13 protein-coding genes are annotated in these 21,346 nt (G+C 68.8%); all 13 read right to left on the bottom strand.

Annotation, left to right across the window (positions count from 1 at the left end; genetic code table 11):
• The coding region (locus IE317_RS18545) for a hypothetical protein (RefSeq protein WP_191311658.1) at nucleotides 1-1,631 on the bottom strand (1,631 nt) is incomplete at its 3' end.
• Between the two features lie 79 nt (nucleotides 1,632-1,710).
• Nucleotides 1,711-3,489, bottom strand: a complete 1,779-nt coding sequence (locus IE317_RS18540; RefSeq protein ID WP_229902782.1) for a hypothetical protein — start codon at nucleotides 3,487-3,489, stop codon at nucleotides 1,711-1,713.
• 168 nt (nucleotides 3,490-3,657) lie between these two features.
• Complete coding sequence (locus IE317_RS18535; protein ID WP_191311656.1) at nucleotides 3,658-7,569, bottom strand: DNA-directed RNA polymerase subunit beta'; 3,912 nt, start codon at nucleotides 7,567-7,569, stop codon at nucleotides 3,658-3,660.
• 93 nt (nucleotides 7,570-7,662) lie between these two features.
• Complete coding sequence (gene rpoB, locus IE317_RS18530; protein WP_191311653.1) at nucleotides 7,663-11,166, bottom strand: DNA-directed RNA polymerase subunit beta; 3,504 nt, start codon at nucleotides 11,164-11,166, stop codon at nucleotides 7,663-7,665.
• Nucleotides 11,167-11,903: 737 nt separating this feature from the next.
• Nucleotides 11,904-12,869, bottom strand: a complete 966-nt coding sequence (locus IE317_RS18525; RefSeq protein WP_191311684.1) for a hypothetical protein — start codon at nucleotides 12,867-12,869, stop codon at nucleotides 11,904-11,906.
• 77 nt (nucleotides 12,870-12,946) lie between these two features.
• Nucleotides 12,947-13,522, bottom strand: a complete 576-nt coding sequence (locus tag IE317_RS18520; protein ID WP_191311650.1) for a hypothetical protein — start codon at nucleotides 13,520-13,522, stop codon at nucleotides 12,947-12,949.
• A 36-nt stretch (nucleotides 13,523-13,558) separates the two neighbouring features.
• The gene (locus IE317_RS18515) at nucleotides 13,559-14,824 is read right to left on the bottom strand and encodes an MCE family protein (RefSeq protein ID WP_191311648.1); all 1,266 of its coding nucleotides are present in this window, start codon (nucleotides 14,822-14,824) and stop codon (nucleotides 13,559-13,561) included.
• Nucleotides 14,824-16,002, bottom strand: a complete 1,179-nt coding sequence (locus IE317_RS18510) for an MCE family protein (RefSeq protein WP_191311645.1) — start codon at nucleotides 16,000-16,002, stop codon at nucleotides 14,824-14,826. The genes IE317_RS18515 and IE317_RS18510 overlap by 1 nt, the downstream gene beginning before the upstream one ends.
• On the bottom strand, nucleotides 15,999-17,183 hold the full coding sequence (locus IE317_RS18505) for an MCE family protein (RefSeq protein ID WP_191311642.1): 1,185 nt from the start codon (nucleotides 17,181-17,183) through the stop codon (nucleotides 15,999-16,001). The genes IE317_RS18510 and IE317_RS18505 overlap by 4 nt, the downstream gene beginning before the upstream one ends.
• Nucleotides 17,180-18,166 (bottom strand): MCE family protein, encoded by a 987-nt coding sequence (locus IE317_RS18500; RefSeq protein ID WP_191311640.1) that lies wholly within the window; start codon nucleotides 18,164-18,166, stop codon nucleotides 17,180-17,182. Before IE317_RS18500 ends, IE317_RS18505 begins: the two co-directional genes overlap by 4 nt.
• On the bottom strand, nucleotides 18,163-19,191 hold the full coding sequence (locus IE317_RS18495; RefSeq protein ID WP_191311637.1) for an MCE family protein: 1,029 nt from the start codon (nucleotides 19,189-19,191) through the stop codon (nucleotides 18,163-18,165). The genes IE317_RS18500 and IE317_RS18495 overlap by 4 nt, the downstream gene beginning before the upstream one ends.
• Nucleotides 19,188-20,513 (bottom strand): MCE family protein, encoded by a 1,326-nt coding sequence (locus IE317_RS18490; protein WP_191311634.1) that lies wholly within the window; start codon nucleotides 20,511-20,513, stop codon nucleotides 19,188-19,190. Before IE317_RS18490 ends, IE317_RS18495 begins: the two co-directional genes overlap by 4 nt.
• Nucleotides 20,510-21,346: an MlaE family ABC transporter permease gene (locus IE317_RS18485; RefSeq protein WP_191311632.1), complete on the bottom strand. Its 837-nt coding sequence runs from the start codon at nucleotides 21,344-21,346 to the stop codon at nucleotides 20,510-20,512. The genes IE317_RS18490 and IE317_RS18485 overlap by 4 nt, the downstream gene beginning before the upstream one ends.

Below are 21,346 nucleotides of genomic sequence, written 5' to 3'. Positions count from 1 at the left end.
CCGCCGGTCCCGCCGGTCCCGCCGGCCGCGCCGGGCGCGCCGCCCGCCGGGGAACCGGCCGTGCAGTCGGCCGGGTTGGCGGGCACCTCCGGAAGCGGCGCGTCACCTTCCTCGGCGTCGACCCGCACCCGGACGGGCCGGTCCGCCGGGCCGCGGACGTAGATGTCGAGCGGGTTCTCGTACTTGACCTTCCAGCCCTTCGGCGGCAGCAGGAGCAGCCGGTAGTCGGGGCCGGGCAGCACGTCGTGGAACTCGAAGTGCCCGTTCTCGTCGGTCGTCAGCTCGGCGGTGACCGGGCAGTGCGCCTCGGACACCAGCACGACCTTGGTGCCGGCGACGCCCTGCTTCACCTCGCCGCGGTCACCGTAGACGGCCACGTCACCCACCACGGTGGCCTTGCCGCCCGGCACAGCCGCCTGCGCACCGGCGAACGCGTGGTTGTCGAGGTCGACACCGCGGTAGCCGAAGTCGCAGCTCGCCGTGACGAGCCCGCGGTCGAGGGCCCCCGCCGGCACCTGCTCGGTGACGTCGATCGTGCGCGTCTCTCCCGGCCCGACCCGCACCCCGTCACCGGCGAGGTCGCCCCAGCCGGGCCCGGTGCCCTGCAGGGCGTACGAGGCCCCGAAGCGATCGCATTCGGCCACGATGCCGGTGAGCGGGACCTGGCCGGAGTTGGTCAGCTTCACGGTGACGTGCGCGAGGTCGCCGACGTGGTAGCTGTCCTGGGTGAAGGCCATCGAGGCCGCGAGCTTGCCGTCGAGCGGCGGTGCGCCGCGGACGACCAGGTTCGTGTCCGGCCCGACCTCGACGTTCCGGAACGGGAACAGCCAGCCGCCGATGACGTCGCCACCGAGGGAGTACTTGGCCGCCGGGATCTCGCCGAAGTCGAAGTGCCCGCCCTTGCCGCTCTTGGCCTGGTAGATGAGGGTGTTGTACCGCAGGGTGAGCGTGACGCCGGTCAGCTCCTCGCCGGCGTCGAGCGTGCCGTTGCCGTTCGCATCGCCGTAGACGACGCCGGACGCGTGCCCGGGCGTCTTCTCGAGCTTGAACGGGATGTCGAAGCTGGGGGCCACGCCGTGGCCGTCCTTGTCGTAGACGAAGCCGCGCAGGTTCGCGTGGTCCTGGCTGATGTCCTGGATCTGCCCGACCACCGCCAGGGTGAAGGTCTCGCCCGGCGGCAGCGTCACCCCGCGGTCGCTGCTGAGCGGTCCCCAGCCGTCGGCGAACGGGACCACGAGGTCGTCCGGCTTGCCGATCCACTGGGCGACCCGCAGCTTCTCGGCCGGCACGCTGCGCGGGTTGTGGATCTTGATGGTGAAGTGGACGTCCGCGTTGGTCGGGTACGAGTCCGCGTGCTCGATGGAAACGTCGAGGTCCGGCTGCGGACCGGGATCGTCCTGCGGCTGTGCCGCCGCGGGCTTGTTCTCCGGCTGGGTGGAGCTCGGCACGGAGCTCGGCTCCGGGACCGGTGCCTCCGAGGTGGGCGGCGCTTCGGACGTCGACGGCGCGGTGGCGGTCGGCGTCGGCTCCTCGGCCCCGGCCGGGCCGGCGAACACGCCGGCCAGCAGGGCCGCGGCCGCGACGACGGAGAAGCATCGCGCGAGCGGTCTCGCGGTTCTGGATTTGTTCACGAACAGTCACCCCTGATCAGATCGAAGTCGTACCGGAACGCACCCTCGGTCCACAGTGGACCGAGGGTGCGCTTTCCCGTCAGAACGTGTGCCGGCGCCGGCGGGCGCCGAACAGGAGGCCGCCGCCGAGGGCGAGAGCCAGCAGCGCGAGCGCGCCGAGGCCGATGGCGTCCACACCGGTGCTGGCCAGCCCGGAGGCGCCGCTCTGGCCACCGCCGGAACCACCCGCCGCGGCGGGTGCCGTCGAGGTCGGGGCACCGGCCGTGCAGTCCGCCGGGTCGACCGGCACCGAGGGCAGCGGAGCGTCGCCCTGCTCGGCTTGCACCCGGAGCTCGACCGGGTGGTCCGCCGGACCGTGGACGAAGATCGACCACGGGTTCTCTTCCTTGATCCGCCACCCCGCCGGCGGCAGGAAGAACAGCCGGTATTGCGGCCCGGGCACCACGTCGTGGAACTCGAAGTGCCCCTTCGCATCGGTCGTCTGCTCGGCGGTGACCGGGCAGTGCCGGTCGGACACCAGCACGACCTTGACCCCGGCGATGCCCTGCTTCACCTGCCCCCGGTCGTCGTAGACGGCCACGTCGCCGACCAAGGTCGCCTTGCCCCCGGGCACCGCCGCCTGCGCGCTCGCGACCGGGTGCTCCTCGATGCCGACTTCGCGGTAACCGAAGTCGCAGTCCGCCGTGACGACGCCGGCGTTCCGGGCCGCGTCCGGCACCCGCTCGGCGACGTCGAAGGTCCGCGTCTGGCCGGGAGCGATGGTCACGCCGTCGGCGAAGGTGGCGAGGTCTCCCCACCCGGCGCCGGCCTTCAACGCGGCGTCGGAGCCGTACCGGTCGCACGCGGCCACGATGCCGGTGAGCGGGATCGGGCCGGAGTTGGCCAGCGTCACGGTGAGGTGCGCGAGGTCGCCGGGCTGGTAGCTGTCCTGGGTGAACACCATCGACGCCTTCAGCGCGCCGTTCAGCGGCGGCACCGCGCGGATCAGCAGGTCCTTCGAGCCCGTACCGATCCGGATGCGCTGGAACGGGATCAGCCACTCACCGGCGGGCACGCCACCGAGGTAGTACGTGGCCGACGGGATCTGCCCGAAGTCGATCTTCCCACCCGGACCGCTCGTGGCCTCATACCGGTTTGGGCCGTTGACGTACTGCAGCGCGAGCGGGATTCCGGTCAGCTGCTCGCCGTCGTCGAAGACGCCGTTGCCGTTCCGGTCGCCGTACACCGTGCCGCCCGCGGGCACCGGCACCTGCTTGACCGTCGCCGTGTCCCTGAAGTCGGCGACCCCGCGGCCGTCGCTGTCGAACACGTTCCCCTCGAGGACCACCTCGGCCTGGGCGATGTCCCGGATCTTGCCCGTGGTCTTCAGCACGAAGCTCTTCCCCGGGTCGAGGTCCACGCCCGGCCACGAGAGCTTGCCCCAGCCGTTGTCGTCGGCGTAGACGACCAGGTCGGCCGGCTTGCCGATGTCCTGGCTGACCCGGAGGCCCTTGGCGGGGACGGATCCGGTGTTGGTCAGCGTGAAGGTGAAGGGAACGTCCTCGTCGGACTGGTACAGGTCCTTGTCGAGTTCGGCCGAGGCGGTGATTTTCGCTCGCTCGTCGGCAGCGGCCTGCGGCTGCGCCGCCGCGGGCTTGCTCTCCGGCTCGGTCGCGCTCGGTGCGGAACTCGGCTCGGGAGCCGGCGCTTCCGAGGTGGACGGCGCGGTGGACGACGCTTCGGACGTGGCCGGCGCGGTGGTGGTCGGCGTCGGCTCCTCGGCTCCGGCCGGGCCGGCGAACACGCTGGTCAGCACGGCCGCAGCCGTCAACGCGGCAAAACCGCGCGCGAAAGGTCTCGCGATCCTGGAAATGTTCACGAACAGTCACCCCTGATTACCCGTCGAAAACGCGTGAACCCCCGAACCGCGTGAACACGGGTAACTCTAGCGATGTGAAAGCCGCGTGAGTACCCGTTTGGGTGACGTTTGCAAAACAGCGAAAGGCCCCCGCCGGAAACCCGGCGAGGGCCTTTCGTCGAATCAGCTTCAGCGGAAGTCGCGGCCGAAGTCGTAGTCGTCCAGCGGCACCGCGGCACCGGTACCCGTCCCGAACACGTCCGGGGTGTAGTAGCCGTCGTCGTAGGACGGGATCGCGTACGCCGCGACCCGGGCCTCCTCGGTCGGCTGCACCTGGATGTTGCGGTACTTGTTGATGCCCGTACCGGCCGGGATCAGCTTACCGATGATCACGTTCTCCTTGAGGCCCACGAGCTTGTCCGAGCGGCCGTTGATGGCCGCGTCGGTCAGGACTCGCGTGGTCTCCTGGAACGACGCCGCCGACAGCCACGAGTCCGTGGTGAGCGACGCCTTCGTGATGCCCATCAGCACCGGACGGCCCGAAGCCGGCTCGCCGCCTTCGGCGACCGCGGCCCGGTTCGTCGCCTCGAACTTGGTCCGCTCGGGCAGCTCGCCCGGCAGGAAGTCCGTGGCCCCGGAGTCGATGATCGTCACCCGGCGCAGCATCTGCCGGACGATGACCTCGATGTGCTTGTCGTGGATGGACACACCCTGCGCCCGGTACACCTTCTGGACCTCGTCCACCAAGTGGATCTGCGCCTCGCGCGGCCCCATGACCCGCAGGACCTCGTGCGGGTCCGGCGTGCCCTCGAGCAGCTGCTGGCCGACGTGGACGTGGTCACCGTCGCCCAGCGGGCCGTTCGGGGTGTTCGCGAGCCGCTGACGCTTGGACAGCTTGTCGAAGACGATCTCTTCGCCGCCGTCGTCCGGGATCAGCGTGATCTTCCAGAACCGCTCGCTCTCCTCGATGCGCACGCGGCCATCGACGTCGGCGATCGGCGCCTTGCCCTTCGGGACACGAGCTTCGAAGAGCTCCTGAACACGGGGCAGACCGGTCGTGATGTCGTCACCGGCGACACCACCCTGGTGGAACGTACGCATCGTCAGCTGCGTACCCGGCTCACCGATCGACTGGGCGGCGACGATACCCACCGCCTCGCCAACGTCGACGAGCTGACCGGTCGCCATCGAGCGGCCGTAGCAGGTCGCGCAGATACCGACGGCCGACTCACACGTCAGCACCGAGCGGACCTTGACCTTCGAAATGCCGCTGGAGAGCAGCTTCTCGATGGCCGGGTCGCCCAGGTCGTCGCCGGCGTTCAGCACGACGTTGCCCTTGGCGTCCACCGCGTCCGTCGCGAGGTTCCGCGCGTACACGGAGGTCTCGACGTGCTGGTCGCGCAGGACCTTGCCGTCGCCGATGTCCTCGCCGATCGGCATCATGATGCCGCGGGTGGTGCCGCAGTCGATCTCGCGGACGATGACGTCCTGCGAGACGTCCACCAGACGCCGGGTCAGGTAACCCGAGTCGGCGGTGCGGAGCGCCGTGTCCGCCAGGCCCTTCCGGGCACCGTGCGTCGCGATGAAGTACTCCGCCACCGACAGGCCTTCACGGAAGTTGGCCTTGATCGGACGCGGGATGTACTCACCCTTCGGGTTCGACACCAGGCCACGCATACCGGCCAGGGACCGGACCTGCGTCATGTTACCGGCGGCGCCCGACTTCACGATCATGGCGATCGGGTTGTCGTCCGGCAGCGCCGTCTCCATGATCTTGTGGACCTCTTCGGTGGCCTGCGTCCACACCTTGACGAGCTCGTTGTTGCGCTCGGCGTGCGACAGCTGACCGCGCTGGTAGCGCTTCTCCACCTGGGAGGCCTTGCCCTCGTACTCGTCGAGGATGGCCTTCTTGCCTTCCGGCACCAGGACGTCGGAGATCGCCACCGTGACACCCGACCGGGTCGCCCAGTAGAAACCGGCGTCCTTCAGCTTGTCCAGGGTCTGCGCGACCTGGGTCATCGAGTACCGCTCGGCGAGGTCGTTCACGATCGCGGCCTGCCGCTTCTTCGGCATCGGCTCGTTGATGAACGGGTAGTCCGCCGGCAGCAGCTCGTTGAACAGCACGCGGCCCAGGGTGGTCTCGGCCAGCCACGCCTTGCCCGGCTCCCAGCCCTTCTCCGCGAGCGCCGGCTCGTCGGCCTTGGCCGGCTGCCGGTCGGTGATGCGGATCTTGACCGGGGCGTGCAGGCTCAGCGCCTTGCGGTCGAAGGCCATGATGGCCTCGGCCGGCGACGAGTACGCGTTGCCCGCGCCCTCGGCGTTCTCGTTGAGCCGGGTCAGGTGGAACAGACCCGTGACCATGTCCAGCCGCGGCATGGCGAGCGGACGGCCCGACGCCGGCGACAGGATGTTGTTCGCCGACAGCATCAGGATCCGGGCCTCGGCCTGCGCCTCGGCCGACAGCGGCAGGTGCACCGCCATCTGGTCACCGTCGAAGTCCGCGTTGAACGCCTCGCAGACCAGCGGGTGCAGCTGGATGGCCTTGCCCTCGACCAGCTGCGGCTCGAAGGCCTGGATGCCGAGGCGGTGCAGGGTCGGCGCGCGGTTCAGCATCACCGGGTGGCCGGTGATGACCTCTTCCAGCACGTCCCACACCTGCGGCCGCGAGCGCTCCACCATCCGCTTGGCGGACTTGATGTTCTGCGCGTGGTTCAGGTCGACCAGCCGCTTCATGACGAACGGCTTGAACAGCTCGAGCGCCATGTCCTTCGGCAGACCGCACTGGTGCAGCTTCAGCTGCGGGCCGACGATGATGACCGAACGGCCCGAGTAGTCGACGCGCTTGCCGAGCAGGTTCTGGCGGAACCGGCCCTGCTTGCCCTTGAGCAGGTCGGACAGCGACTTCAGCGGCCGGTTGCCCGGGCCGGTGACCGGACGCCCGCGGCGGCCGTTGTCGAACAGCGCGTCGACGGCCTCCTGCAGCATCCGCTTCTCGTTGTTGACGATGATCTCGGGCGCGCCGAGGTCGATCAGCCGCTTGAGGCGGTTGTTCCGGTTGATCACCCGGCGGTACAGGTCGTTCAGGTCCGACGTCGCGAAGCGGCCACCGTCGAGCTGCACCATCGGGCGCAGGTCCGGCGGGATCACCGGGACGGCGTCGAGCACCATGCCGCGCGGGTCGTTGCCGGTGGCCTGGAAGGCCGCGACGACCTTGAGCCGCTTCAGCGCGCGGAGCTTCTTCTGCCCCTTGCCGTTGCGGATCGTGTCGCGCAGGCTTTCGGCCTCGGCGTTGACGTCGAACTCGGTGGCCAGCTTCTGGATGGCCTCCGCGCCCATGCCGCCGGTGAAGTACTCGCCGTAGCGGTCGACGAGCTCGCGGTAGAGCAGCTCGTCGGCGATCAGCTGGCGGGTGTCGAGCTTCGTGAAGGTCGTCCAGACCTCCTCGAGGCGGTCCAGCTCGCGGCCGGCGCGGTCGCGCAGCTGGCGCATCTCGCGCTCGCCGCCCTCCTTGACCTTGCGGCGGACGTCGGACTTGGCGCCCTCCGCCTCGAGCGCGGCCAGGTCGGCTTCGAGCTTCTGCGCGCGGGCTTCGATGTCCGCGTCACGCTTGGTCTCGAGGTTCTTGCGCTCGACGCCGATCTCGTTCTCGAGGGTCGGCAGGTCGTTGTGGCGCAGCTCCGTGTTCACGCCGGTGATGACGTAAGCAGCGAAGTAGATGATCTTCTCGAGGTCCTTCGGCGCCAGGTCCAGCAGGTAGCCCAGGCGGGACGGAACACCCTTGAAGTACCAGATGTGGGTGACCGGGGCGGCCAGCTCGATGTGGCCCATCCGCTCGCGGCGCACCTTGGCGCGGGTCACCTCGACGCCGCAGCGCTCACAGATGATGCCCTTGAAGCGGACGCGCTTGTACTTGCCGCAGTAGCACTCCCAGTCCCGGGTCGGGCCGAAGATCTTCTCGCAGAAGAGGCCGTCCTTCTCGGGCTTGAGCGTCCGGTAGTTGATGGTCTCCGGCTTCTTGACCTCGCCGTACGACCACTGACGGATGTCGTCGGCCGTGGCGAGACCAATGCGGAGCTCATCGAAGAAGTTGACGTCCAGCACGTCTAGATCCCCTTGGGGTTGTTTCGGCTAGAGGGGTTGGCGGGCGAGCGAGGGGGCCCTGCGGGAGGCCGGTCCCCCTCGCTCAGCTCGCGATCAGTGCACGACGTCGTCCACCGAGGGCGACTCGTTGCGGGACAGGTTGATGCCGAGGTTGGCCGCGGCGCGCTCGAGGTCCTCGTCGTCGGAGTCGCGCATCTCGATCGCCGCACCGTCGCTGGAGAGCACCTCGACGTTGAGGCACAGCGACTGGAGCTCCTTGAGGAGCACCTTGAACGACTCCGGGATGCCCGGCTCGGGGATGTTCTCGCCCTTGACGATGGCCTCGTACACCTTTACGCGGCCGACCACGTCGTCCGACTTGATCGTCAGCAGCTCCTGCAGCGTGTAGGCGGCGCCGTACGCCTGCATCGCCCAGCACTCCATCTCACCGAAGCGCTGGCCACCGAACTGCGCCTTACCACCCAGCGGCTGCTGCGTGATCATCGAGTACGGACCGGTGGAGCGGGCGTGGATCTTGTCGTCGACCAGGTGGTGCAGCTTCAGGATGTACATGTAGCCGACGGACACCGGGTACGGGTACGGCTCGCCGGAGCGGCCGTCGAACAGGTTGGCCTTCCCGTTCTCCTTGACCATCCGCTCGCCGTCGCGGTTCGGCTTCGTGCTGGCGAGCAGCCCGGTGAGCTCCTCCTCCTTCGCGCCGTCGAACACCGGGGTGGCGGTGTTCGTGCCGGGCGCGACGTCACGCAGCTCGGGCGAAAGGTTCTTCGCCCAGTCCGGGTCGCCCTCGATCGTCCAGCCCTGCGAGGCCAGCCAGCCCAGGTGCAGCTCGAGGATCTGGCCGATGTTCATCCGTCGCGGCACACCGTGGGTGTTCAGGATGATGTCGACCGGGGTGCCGTCCTCCATGAACGGCATGTCCTCGACCGGCAGGATCTTGCCGATGACACCCTTGTTGCCGTGCCGGCCGGCGAGCTTGTCGCCCGGCTGGATCTTGCGCTTCTGGGCCACGTAGACGCGGACCAGCTCGTTGACGCCCGGGGGCAGCTCGTCGTCGTCCTCGCGGGAGAACACCCGGATGCCGATGACCTTGCCGGTCTCGCCGTGCGGCACCTTCAGCGAGGTGTCGCGGACTTCGCGGGCCTTCTCGCCGAAGATCGCGCGGAGCAGGCGCTCCTCCGGGGTCAGCTCGGTCTCGCCCTTCGGCGTGACCTTGCCGACCAGGATGTCGCCGTCGCGGACCTCGGCACCGATACGGATGATGCCTCGTTCGTCCAGGTCCGCCAGCACTTCTTCGGAGACGTTCGGGATGTCCCGGGTGATCTCCTCGGCGCCCAGCTTCGTGTCGCGGGCGTCGATCTCGTGCTCCTCGATGTGGATCGACGTCAGCACGTCGTCCTGCACCAGGCGCTCGGAGAGGATGATCGCGTCCTCGTAGTTGTGGCCTTCCCACGGCATGACCGCGACCAGCAGGTTCTTGCCGAGCGCCACCTCACCGTTTTCGGTGGACGGGCCGTCGGCGATGACCTGGCCGGCTTCCACCCGGTCGCCCTCGTTGACGATCGGGCGGTGGTTGAAGCAGGTGCCGTGGTTCGAGCGGCGGAACTTGTAGAGGCTGTAGCTCTTCCGCGTGCCGTCGTCGTGCATGACCGTGATCAGGTCGGCCGAGAGCTCCTCGACCACGCCCGACTGCTCGGCGACCAGCATGTCGCCGGAGTCGATCGCGGCGCGCAGCTCCACGCCGGTGCCGACGTACGGCGCCTGGCTGCGGAGCAGCGGCACGGCCTGACGCTGCATGTTCGCGCCCATCAGCGCGCGGTTCGCGTCGTCGTGCTCGAGGAACGGGATCATCGCCGTCGCGATCGAGACCATCTGCCGCGGCGACACGTCCATGTAGTCGATGTCGAGCGGATCGATCAGCTCGACCTCGCCGCCCTTGCGGCGGGCCATGACCCGGTCTTCGATGAAGGTGCCGTCGTCGGAGATCGGCGCGTTGGCCTGGGCCTTGACGAACCGGTCTTCTTCGTCCGCGGTCAGGTAGTCGATCTGGTCGGTGACCCGGCCCTCGACGACCTTGCGGTACGGCGTCTCGATGAAGCCGAACGGGTTGACCCGCGCGTACGAGCAGAGCGAGCCGATCAGGCCGATGTTCGGGCCTTCCGGCGTCTCGATCGGGCACATCCGGCCGTAGTGCGACGGGTGGACGTCGCGGACCTCCATGCCGGCGCGCTCACGCGACAGACCACCCGGGCCCAGCGCGTTGAGGCGGCGCTTGTGGGTCAGGCCGTCGATCGGGTTCGTCTGCTGCATGAACTGCGACAGCTGCGAGGTGCCGAAGAACTCCTTGATCGCCGCGCCGATCGGGCGGATGTTGATCAGGGTCTGCGGGGTGATCGCCTCGACGTCCTGCGTGGTCATGCGCTCGCGGACGACGCGCTCGGTGCGCGACAGGCCGACCCGGATCTGGTTCTGGATCAGCTCGCCGACGGTGCGGATGCGGCGGTTGCCGAAGTGGTCGATGTCGTCGGTCTCGACCGGGATCTCGGTCCCGTTCGCGGCGGTCATCTTGTCCTCGCCGGCGTGCAGCCGGACCAGGTACTCGATGATCGTGACGATGTCCTCTTCGGTCAGCGTGCCGTTGTCGATCGGGGTCGACAGGCCCAGCTTCTTGTTGACCTTGTACCGGCCGACCTTGGCCAGGTCGTAGCGCTTCGCCTTGAAGAACAGGTTCTCCAGCAGGGTCTGCGCGCTCTCCTTCGTGGGCGGCTCGCCCGGGCGCAGCTTGCGGTAGATGTCGAGCAGCGCCTCGTCGGTGCCGGCGGTGTGGTCCTTCTCGAGGGTCGCCAGCAGCGTCTCCGAGAAGGAGAAGCGCTCGCGGATCGCCTCGGTGGTCCAGCCGAGCGCCTTCAGCAGCACGGTGACCGGCTGGCGGCGCTTGCGGTCGATGCGGACGCCGACGGTGTCGCGCTTGTCGACGTCGAACTCCAGCCAGGCACCCCGGCTCGGGATGACCCGGACGCTGAAGACGTCCTTGTCGGAGGTCTTGTCGATGTCCTTGGAGTAGTAGACGCCCGGCGAGCGGACCAGCTGGGACACCACGACACGCTCGGTGCCGTTGATGACGAAGGTGCCCTTGTCGGTCATCACCGGGAAGTCGCCGAGGAAGACCGTCTGGCTCTTGATCTCACCCGTGTTGTTGTTGACGAACTCCGCCGTGACGAACAGCGGGGCCGCGTACGTCATGTCCTTGTCCTTGCACTCCTCGATCGAGGCCTTGACCTCGTCGAAGCGCGGGGCGGAGAAGGACAGGGACATCGAACCGGAGAAGTCTTCGATCGGGGAGATCTCGTTGAGGACCTCTTCGAGGCCGCCGACCGGGTTCTCTTCACCTTCCTCGACACGGCGCTGGAACCACGCTTCGTCCCCGGTGAACCACTGGAACGACTGGATCTGGACGTCGAGCAGGTTGGGGGTGTTCAGGGGTTCGCGAATCTTTGCGAAGGAAACCCGCTTGGGCGCGCCGGGGATTCCCGTGGCCTCCGAGCGAGATTCAGCCGAGGTGGTCGCAGCAGTGGCCTGGTTCGCGGGAGAGACTGCCAAGATGCGTCCTTCCGGGGACAATGAGCGGTGACGGCCGCCATAGCAACAGCTATGAGCGACTGTCAAGGGTGCCGTGTGCCCACTATCCTAACTACCGGCTCCGGGCAGCCTGAAAGAGGGCAGCGCAAAGAGACAGTCTAGCCCGAACGTCGCGGCCTGTCCAGGGGGCGCTCCCGATGGGGCCCAGCCTGCTTCGCAACGTCTTCAGGTATGCCTCCGGGCGACCCGGTGGTCCCTCCCGCAAGGGCCCCGGTTTCGCCGTTGGGAGTAAGCGTGAACCCACCGGCGCTTCCAGTCAAGATGCCACACGGGGGTCCCGCCGGTTGGCGCAGCGTGGAAGAGGTTCAGCGGAGCGTGAGCGGCCGAATATCATTCCAGCTACCGGCCGGTAACGCCACCTTGGCGGCTCTACCTGGGGTTTCCCGGGGCCGGTGGAGGTATGGCGAAGGCCACCGGGCCGGATGGGGGCCGGGCGTGTCGAAGAACGGGTTTTGCGGATCCGGTGTCCGGGGAGGGCCGGTTCGGGCGCGAGAGAGCGCTTGCGGGCGGCCTGTGAGGGCCTTCCGCCACGACTCGGTGCCGACCGCTCAGAGCCGCCTGGTGGCCCGCCACGCCTCCCGTCAGGCGCACCGGAGCGGCGGCGGGTTCGGACGTCAGGAATGACTCATTCCTGACGTCCGATGCCAGGAATGAGTCATTCACTGCGTCCGGCGACAGCCCCCGCCGCGTCTTGCGAGCTACTTGGTCGGCGAGGGGGAAGCCGGCGCCGAGGAAGGCGCCTGCGACGGGGCCTGCGACGCCGCCGGGACCTTCGGGGCGTTGTAGGTGTCCATGTCGGTGATCTTCCACTTGTCGCCCTGGAGCTGGGCGTTCAGGTGGAGCTGGGCCGTGCCCGCGGTCGTCTTCTTCGTGTCCGTGCGGGTCGAGGTCTGGTCGACGAAGACCATCACCTTCGCCAGGTCGCCGTTGAGCATGATCACCGCCGCGCGCGTCACCTTGCACGTCACGATCATCTTCTGCTGCGGCGCGAGCCGCTTCACCTCGCCCATCAGCGAGTTGTACTTGTTCTTGACGTCGTCGTTGGCGAGCAGGTCGTTCGCCGCGTCCTCGGTCTTCTTGATGTTGTTGAAGTCGTAGGAGAACAGCGCCTCGGCCGCCTTCGACACCGCGTCCTTGACCTGGGCCGTCTTCGCCACGTCCAGCAGCGCCGTGTTGCTCGTCGCCGAGGAGACCTTGACCTCCTCGGACTTGAACCAGAACGCCAGCCCGCCCAGGACCAGCGCGACCAGCACCAGCGCGCCCGCCACCAGGTACGGCTTCGGCACCTTCGGGCCCGCAGCCGCGGCGGACTCGCCCTCGGTGACCGGGACCTCGGACTCCTCGGTCGGCTTCGCGATCCCGGTGTCCCGCTTCTTCCGCCGCGGCGCCGGCCGCTCCGCGACCTCCTCGTCGGCGGCCGGCTCCCCGGTGAGCGCGTCGACCCGGGGCTCGGTCTCGACCGCCGCGAACACCTGCGTGTCCTCGGCCGGCGCGGTGTCGAGCTGCCCGCTGGTGGACTCCACCGGCTCCGGGGCAGGCCGGGGCACCGGGCGCGGCGCCGGCCTCGGCCGCGGCTTGCGCGGCTCGGCGGGCGGGACGGCGGGCTGCTGGCCGGTCCGCTCGGCGGCGGACTCGTCCACCGAGGGCTTGCGCAGGCCGGCCACGCGGGGACGCCGCGACGGCGTCGGGGTGCTGCGCGGCGGCTGGCGGCGGGAGGGGGGCACTACAGGCTCCTTCTGTACTACTGGCCGGCCGCGACGAGCGGGACGCTGTCGATGCCGGACAGCTTCCATTCCTCGCCCACCCGGGTCATCGAGACTTCGAGGCGCAACGGCTTCGCGCTGCTCTTGTCCCCCTGGGTGACGGTCGTGGCGATGGCGGCGAGGAAGCTCGCCTTGCCTTCGTGGTCGTCCAGTTCCTCGACGGCGATGTCCTGGACGTCGGTGGTGACCTTCGTCTTGGCGTCGGAGAGCGCCTTGCGGAACGTCGGCGCCGACTGGTCGATCTGCTGCGACATCTTGTCGTCCGACACCGCCTTCTGCCGGGCGAAGAAGCCGTCGAGGTCGGTGTAGTCGACCTCGGTGTAGGCCTTCAGCGCGTTGGTGCCCGCCTTGACCACGGCCTCGCGCGAGGCCGCCAGCCCGGCGTTGTCGTCGGCCGCGGCCGCCCACCACTGGATCCCGAAGAACGCCGCGGCGATCAGGGCGGCCAGCGCCAGCGCGCCGGCGCCGAGCACCAGGGTCCGCGCGGGGTCCTTCGACGGCGTCGCGGACTCCTCGTCCTCCACCGCCGTGGCGGCCGGCTCCTCCGTGCTCATGACACTCCAGAGTAGGTAACGGTCATCAAATCCACGTCAGGACAGGCCGAGCAGCGAGCCCAGGCTGTTCAGGCTGACGCCGGGGCTGCCGACGATGCCCGGAACGCCCCGGGTGTTCCGCTCCTCGGCCAGCTCTTCGGCCGGCCGGTTCGCGTTGGCCGCGACGTCGCTGTCCGACGGCGCGACCGGCACCCCGCCGTACGGCGCGTTCTGCGCCCCGCGGACGTTGATCGGGCTGCCCTTCGGTTCGGCACAGTACGCGTCTTCCTTCGCCGGCCTCGGGGTCAGGTCGTTGCCGGTGCGGAACTGCGAGTACGGGATGTACCCCTTCGTGCAGGACGGCGGGTTGAACAGGTTGAGCACCAGGCCGAGGTGCGCGGTGCCGTCGCCGGGCGCGACGCTGCTGACCGCGCCGGCCAGCGCCGGGTACGTGACCAGGCCCTGCTCGATCCCGTCGAGCCGGGTCACGGTCAGGTTGGCCGTGGTGAGCAGGTTCGCCGTCAGCGCGCCCAAGCCGGGGCCGGACTCGGCCAGCACCTGGCTGACCTGGGCGGCCACCTGCGGCGTGATGCCGATCAGCTTGCGCAGGTCGCCGTCGGAGTTCTTCAGCGTGCCGGTGAGCTCGTTGAGGCTCTTGCTGAACGACGCGAAGTTCGCCGCCTCGGCGTTCTGCGTGTCCAGCACCTGGCCGCCCGCGTCCAGCAGCTGGATCGTCTGCGGCAGGTACTCCTGCGCGGTCGCGGTGAAGCTGCGCGCGGTGTCCAGCAGCTTCTGCAGGTCGCCGCCGGTGCCGCGGAAGGCGTCGTAGGACTCGTCGACGACCGTGCGCAGCGAGTCGACCGGGACCGACGCGGCGAGCGAGTCGAGGTCGCCGATCAGCCGCTCGGTGCTGACCGGGGTGGTCGTCTTCGCCGCCGGGATCACCGAACCGGCCGCCAGGTACGGGCCCTGGTCCGCCTTGGGCCGCAGGTCGACGTACTGCTCGCCGACCGCCGACCGGTTGGCCACGACGGCGTCGAGGTCCGCCGGCACCTTCGGCGCCGACGGGTCGATGTTCAGGTCGGCCTCGAGCCCGGTCGGGGTGAGCCGCATCTCGCCGACCCGGCCGATGTTATAGCCGCGGTAGGTGACTTCGGCGTTGGTGAAGATGCCGCCCGACTCGCTGAGCTGCAGTTTCACCGTGTAGCCGTCGTTGCCGAACACGCTGCCGAGCCCGGCGAACCGGATCAGCGCGTACACGATCGCGACGACGGAGATGACCGCGAAGGCGATCAGCTGGATCTTCGTCCGGCGGATCAGCATCAGCCCGCACCTCCCGACAGGAGCCCGAAGAGGTTGCCCAGGCCCGGCTTGGACTGGGCGGACTGCTGGCCGGCGCCGGGGATCGGCAGCGGCGGCGGCTGGTTGGCCGGCGTGCCCTGGACCCCGCCGGTCAGCCCGGCCAGCGGCAGCTGCCCGGCCAGCGCGTTCTGCCGGCTGTTGCCCAGGTTGTCGACGATCGTCTTCAGGTTCAGGTCCACCTTCGCGAACAGGTTGAAGTAGTCGCCCTTGACGCCGTTGACGGCCTGGTCGCTGAACGGGAACGTCAGCAGCAGCTGCAGGGCCTGCGGCAGGTCGTTGCCCGCCTCGCCGAGCTTCTGCAGCGTCGGCGTCAGCGCCTTGAGGTCGGCGACGAGGTCCTTCTGCGACTTGTTCACCGTGTCGGTCGCGACGCCGGAGAGGTTGTCCAGCGCCTGCAGCATGGTGACCAGCTGGCCCCGCTGCTGCTCCAGCACGCCGAGCCCGGGCCCGAGGTTGTCGACCGCGCCGACCAGCTTGTCCTTCTGGTCGTTGAGGGTCGAGGAGAGCCGGTTCAGCCCGTCGATGGCCCGGGTGATGTTCTTCGACTGCTTGTCGAGGTTCGTCACCAGCTGGTTCGCGTTGTCCAGCAGCGCCTTGATGTCCGGCTCGCGGCCGGAGGTGGCGTTGTTGAGCTCCTTGGTGATGGTGTTGAGCTGGTCGATCCCCCCGCCGTTGAGCAGCAGGGACAGCGCCCCGAGCAGCTCTTCGACCTCGACGCTGCGGTTCGTGCGGGCCAGCGGGATGGTCGCGTTGTCGGCGAGCTTGCCCCGGGCCTGGTCGTCACCCGGCGAAGCCAGCTCGACGTACTTCTCCCCGAGCAGGCTGGACTGCTTGACGTTGGCGATCGCGTTGGCCGGCAGCTTGATGTCGCCGTTGACCCGCAGCGTGACCAGCGCGTGCCAGCCGTCCTTGGTGAGCCCGACGTTCTCGACCCGGCCGACCGGCACCTCGTCGACCTTCACCCCGGCCTGCGGGGTCAGGTCGAGCACGTCCCGGAACTCGACGTTCACCGTGTACGGGTGGTCGCCGAGGTCGGCGCCCCCGGGCAGCGGCAGGTCGTAGATGCCCTTGAAGGCGCACCCGGAGAGCACCAGCGCGGACGCCGTGGCCAGTGCCCCGACAGTCAGGAGCTTCTTCACTGGCCACCTCCGTAGAGCTGCCCGGCGATGGGCAGGGGCAGCGGCGGCAGCTGGCCGGACTGCAGGGCCTGCACGGTCTGCGCCACGGACGGCAGCGGGATCACCTTGTCGACCACACCGGCGATGCTCTCGCAGGCGTTGCCGAGCACGTCCGGGATGCTGTTGGTGCCGACCTGCTTGAGGAGACGGCAGATCATCACCAGCGGCGGCTGGGTCAGCTCGTTGAGGTTCGGCCGGGCGTCGAGCGTGCCCGCCGCGCCGTTGTAGGTGTTGACCAGGTTGCTCAGGCCGACCGGGGCGACGTCGAGGATCTCGGCGAGCGAGCTGCGCTGGTCGACGAGCACCTTGGTGATGCCGGCCAGCTTGTCCACATTGGACTTGAGCCGGTCGTGGTTGGCGTCGATGAACGCCTGCACCGAGGTCAGCGTGGTGCCCAGCTGCTGCACGGTCGCGGCCAGGTTGTCCTTTTCCGACGCCAGGTAGCCGCTGACGTCGGCCAGCTGGCTCTCGAAGGTGCGCACCTGCTTGTCGGAGTCGGCCAGCGTCTGCGAGAACTTGCCGAGGTTCTCGACCGTGGAGAACAGGTCGTCCTTGTTGCCCGACAGGGTGCCGGCCGCCTGGCCGAGCTTGGTGATCGTGTCGTGCAGGGCCTGGCCGTTGCCGTCGACGTTGGCCGCCGCGGTGTTCAGCAGGTTCGACAGCGACCCGGACTTGTTGGCGCCGTTCGGGCCGAGGGTCTCGCTGACCCGGGCCAGGCTCGAGGCCAGCTGGTCGACCTCCAGGGGCACCTCGGTGCGGTCGAGGCCGATGACCGCGCCGTCGGAGATCCGCGGGCCGCCGGTGTAGGCCGGGGCGAGCTGGACGTACCGGTCGGACACGAGCGAGGGCGCCACGATGAGCGCCTTGGCGTCGGCCGGGACGGCGACCGAGCGGTCGTACTCGAAGTCGACCTTCACCTGGTTGCCCATCGGCGTGATCTTGGTGACCGTGCCCATGTCGACGCCGAGCATCCGCACGCTGTTGCCCTCGTACAGGCCGACGGCCCCGGCGAAGTACGCGGTCAGGTGGTTGCGGCCGGCGTCCTTGAGGGTCCACCAGATCCCGCCGGCGACGACGAGCGCGAGGACGATCGCGATGGTGAAGCCCCGGGTCAGGGCTTGGCCGAAGCGGGTGTCACTCATTTCGTGTAGCACCCCTCTTCGTTGATCGGGCCGAACGACGGCAGCAGCAGGCCGCAGATGTAGTTGTCGAACCAGCGGCCGTTGCCGATGGTGTTGGTGAAGACCCGGATGAAGGGCGCGAACTTCTTGAGGCCCTCGGCCAGGGAGTCCTGGTTGCGCTGCAGCATCGACGTCAGCTGGTCGAGCTGGGTCAGCACCGGGTCGAGCTGCTGGGAGTTGTCGTCGATCAGGCCCTGCAGCTGGGTGGCCAGCTCGCGGGAGCCGTTGAGCAGCGCGGTGATCGCGTCCTCGCGCTTGGCCAGCTCGGCGAGCAGGTCGTTGCCGTCGGTCAGCAGCTTCTGCACCTCGGCGTCGCGGTCGACCAGCGTCTGCGACACCTCGCGCGTGTTGGCCAGCAGGTTCGACAGCTGCTGGTCGCGGGAGGCGATCGTGTCCGACAGCTTCGACAGCCCGGACAGCGCGCCCCGCACGTCCTCCGGGGTGTTGGCGAAGGTCTGCGAGATCGTGTCGAAGCTCTGCGCCAGCTGCTTCGTGTCGATGTTGTCGACGGTCTGGGACAGCCCGCGGAAGGCGTCGAGCACGTCGTAGGGCGCCATCGTGCGGTCCCGCGGGATGCCGGTGCCCGGGTTCAGGGCGTTCTCGCCCTGCGGGTCCAGCGACAGGTACTTCTGCCCGAGCAGCGTCTTGATCTTGATCGCCGCGCTGGTCCGGTCGCCCAGCCAGGCGTCCTTGACCTTGAAGGACACCTTCACCGACGCGCCGTCGAGCTCGATGTCGCTGACCTTGCCGACCTTGACCCCGGCGATCCGGACGTCGTTGTCCTTCTGCAGCCCGGAGGCCTCGCTGAACTCGGCGCTGTAGGTGGTGCCGCCGCCGATCACCGGCAGGTCGTCGGAGTTGAGCGCGGCGGTGAACGCCAGCGCCAGCACGACGATCCCGACCAGCGCGATCGGCACGGGGTTGCGCTTCTGGAACGACTTCATCCCGAGCACCTCGCCCGGTTGGCCGGGATCAACGGGAGGGCCACGTCATTGATCAGGGGCGGCAAGCTGACACTCCCGGAGAACTCGCAGGCGTAGAAGTTGAACCAGGAGCCGTAGTCCGCGGTGCGGGTCAGCGTGCTCACCTTGGTCGGCAGGAACTGGATGAAGTGCTCCAGCTCCGGCTCGTTCTTGTTCAGGGACTGGGTGAGGGTCCCCAGCGCGCTGATGTCGTTCTTCAGCGGCTCGCGCACCTCGCCGAGCAGGCCGGACGTCGTCTCGGCCAGGTTGCCGAGGCTCTCGATCGCGTCGCCGATCGGCTTGCGGTCGGCGGCCAGCCCGGACACCAGCTGCTGCAGCTTCACGATCAGGTCGTTGAGCTGCGGGGTGTGCGCGTTGACCGTGTCGAGCACCGAGTTGAGGTTGTCGATGACCTCGCCGATCACCTGGTCCTTGTCGGCGATCGTGGTGGCCAGCGAGGCCGTGTGCGAGAGCAGGCTCTCCACGGTGCCGCCTTCGCCCTGCAGGACCTGGATGACCTCGTAGGACAGCTTGTTGACGTCCTCGGGGTTGAGCGCGGTGAACAGCGGCTTGAAGCCGTTGAACAGCTCGGTCAGGTCCAGCGCCGGCGTGGTCCGCTCCAGCGGGATGGTGCCGCCGGGGGCCAGGGTCTTGCCGCCGGAGTTCTCGCCCTCGCCGAGGGAGACGTAGCGCTGGCCGACCAGGTTGCGGAACTTGATCTGCGCGGTCACCCCGGCGGGCAGCGTCCGCCCGGCGTCGACTTCGAACTCGACCTCGGCCTGGCGCTTGTCGACGATCTTGACGTCCTTGACCTGCCCGACCCGGACGCCGGCGATGCGGACGTCGTCGTTGGGCAGCAGCAGCGTCGCGTCGGTGAAGCGCGCCTTGTAGGCGTTGGTGCTGGTGGTGTTGATGTTGGCGATGCTGATCCCGAGGATCGTCGTGAACAGCACGGTGACGACCACGAAGATGCCGAGCTTGATCAGCGGCGCGAGCAGGCCCCTCACTTGACCGTCACCTCCGCACCCCGGTACAGCGGGCCGACGAGCAGCGAGCTCCAGCCCGGGACGTCGGCGGCGTTCATGCCCAGCTGCGGGCCGAGCAGGTCGGCCAGGAAGCCCTGCTCCGCCGTCGAGTACGCCAGATCACCCCCGCTGCCGCCGTTGCCGGCCGCGTCGGCCTTGAACTTGGCCGGGTTGAGGCCCTCGCCGACGCTCTTCGGCGCGGCCTGGTGCAGCGTGCCGTCCTTGAACGCGCCGTCCGGCGGCTCGGACGGGAACGGCTTGGGGATGTCCTTGATGTCGTAGCAGCGCGGACCGCGCTTGTCGTCGAACCGAGGCTCTTCCTTGCCGGCCTGGTAGGGCGCGCGCGGCACGATGATCTCGATGGTCGCGTGCAGGCCGGGCTGGTTGGTGCCCTTGCCCAGCGCCTGGTCGATCAGCGGCACGTTCTGTGCCATCTGGGAGATCACGCAGGGGTACTCCGGCGCGTACTTCGCCAGCAGTTCGGCCGTCGGCCGGGCGGTGTCGACGAGGGAGATGATGTTGTCCTTGTTGTTCTGCAGGAACGTCTGCAGGTCCACCGAGGCCTGGGTCAGGCTGCCGTAGAGGTCCGACAGGTGCTGCCGCTCGTCGACCACGGTCCGGGTCGTCGTGCTCAGGTTGTCCAGGCTCTGCACCAGGTCCGGGGCGGCGTCCTTCAGGTGGTCGGAGAACTCCGCGAGCGCCTTGAGGTTGTGCTGCAGCTCCGGCTCGTGCGGGTTCAGCTCGCCGATGTAGGTGCCCAGCTGCGAGAGCGTGTCGCCGAGCTGGTCGCCGCGGCCCTGCAGCGCCGTCGAGATCGCGGTGAGCGTCGCCGAAAGCTTCTGCGGCTGGACCGCCTGCAGCACCGGCATCAGGTGGGAGAACGCCTGCTCCAGCTCGACCGCGTTCGACGTGCGGTCCTGCGGGATGACGTCACCGGTGGAAAGGGTCTTCGCCGAGGGGTCCTTCGGGATCTCCAGCGACACGAACCGCTCGCCGAAGAGCGTCTTGGGCAGGAACCGCGCCGAGACGTTCTCCGGGATCAGCTTCGCCGACTCGGGCTTGAGCGCGAGCGTGAGCTCGGCGCCCTTGTCGGTGGCGACGATGTCCTGGACGGACCCGACGATCAGGCCGCGCACCTTGACGTCGGACTGCTTGATCAGCTGGTTGCCGATCTTGTCGGCCTGCAGCTTGACCGTGACGACCGGCGTGAACGCCTTGTCGTAGAGCGCGATGGACAGCGCCACCCCGCCGACCATCACGGCGATGAGCAGCAGGCCGAGCAGCCTGCGTCGGAGCGTCCTCATCCCGCGATCCTTACCGTGACGTCGGTTCCCCAGATGGCGAACCCGATGAAGAAGTTCATGATCGACACCGTGACGATGGACAGCCGGACGGCCTTGCCGACCGCGACGCCGACACCGGCCGGGCCACCGGTCGCCCGGTACCCGAAGTAGCAGTGCGACAGGATGATCAGGACGCTGAACAGCAGCACCTTGATGAACGAATAGAGCACGTCCTGCGGTGGCAGGAACAGGTCGAAGTAATGGTCGTACGTGCCCGCTGACTGGCCGTAGATGTAGATGACGACCAGTCTCGACGCGAGGTAGGAACTCAGCAGGCCGATGATGTAGAGCGGGATGACCGCGACGAACCCGGCGATGATCCGCGTCGTCACCAGGTACGGCAGGCTCGGCACACCCATGACTTCCAGTGCGTCGATCTCCTCGGAGATCCGCATCGCGCCCAGCTGCGCGGTGAACCCGGCCCCGACGGTGGCGCTCAGGGCGAGGCCGGCGACCAGCGGGGCGATCTCGCGGGTGTTGAAGAACGCGGTCAGGAAGCCGGTGAAGGCCGACGTCCCGATCGAGTTCAGCGCCGAGTAGCCCTGGAGGCCGACGAGGACACCGGTGAACAGCGTCAGGCCGACCATCACGCCGACCGTGCCGCCGATGACGGCGAGGGAGCCGGAGCCGAAGCTCACCTCGGCCAGCAGCCGGAGGACCTCTTTGGTGTAGCGGCGGATGGTCCGCGGGGTCCACAGCAGCGCGCGGCCGTAGAACGACATCTGGTCACCGAGGGTGTCCAGCGTCTGCAGGGGTCGGTTGACGACGCGTTTCGCGCCCTGGAGGAACGTCAT

This window comes from Amycolatopsis bullii (assembly GCF_014654205.1).
Classification (GTDB): Bacteria; Actinomycetota; Actinomycetes; order Mycobacteriales; family Pseudonocardiaceae; genus Amycolatopsis; species Amycolatopsis plumensis.
The sequence above is the reverse complement of the archived record's forward strand: the minus strand, read 5'-3'. Positions and strand labels throughout refer to the sequence as shown.

What these genes read in the sequence shown, in the direction of transcription:
- IE317_RS18520 (WP_191311650.1), bottom strand. Translation starts at nt 13,522, where the DNA reads ATGAGCACGGAGGAGCCGGCCGCCACGGCGGTGGAGGACGAGGAGTCC.
- IE317_RS18515 (WP_191311648.1), bottom strand. Translation starts at nt 14,824, where the DNA reads ATGCTGATCCGCCGGACGAAGATCCAGCTGATCGCCTTCGCGGTCATC.
- IE317_RS18505 (WP_191311642.1), bottom strand. Translation starts at nt 17,183, where the DNA reads ATGAGTGACACCCGCTTCGGCCAAGCCCTGACCCGGGGCTTCACCATC.
- IE317_RS18500 (WP_191311640.1), bottom strand. Translation starts at nt 18,166, where the DNA reads ATGAAGTCGTTCCAGAAGCGCAACCCCGTGCCGATCGCGCTGGTCGGG.
- IE317_RS18490 (WP_191311634.1), bottom strand. Translation starts at nt 20,513, where the DNA reads ATGAGGACGCTCCGACGCAGGCTGCTCGGCCTGCTGCTCATCGCCGTG.
- IE317_RS18485 (WP_191311632.1), bottom strand. Translation starts at nt 21,346, where the DNA reads ATGACGTTCCTCCAGGGCGCGAAACGCGTCGTCAACCGACCCCTGCAG.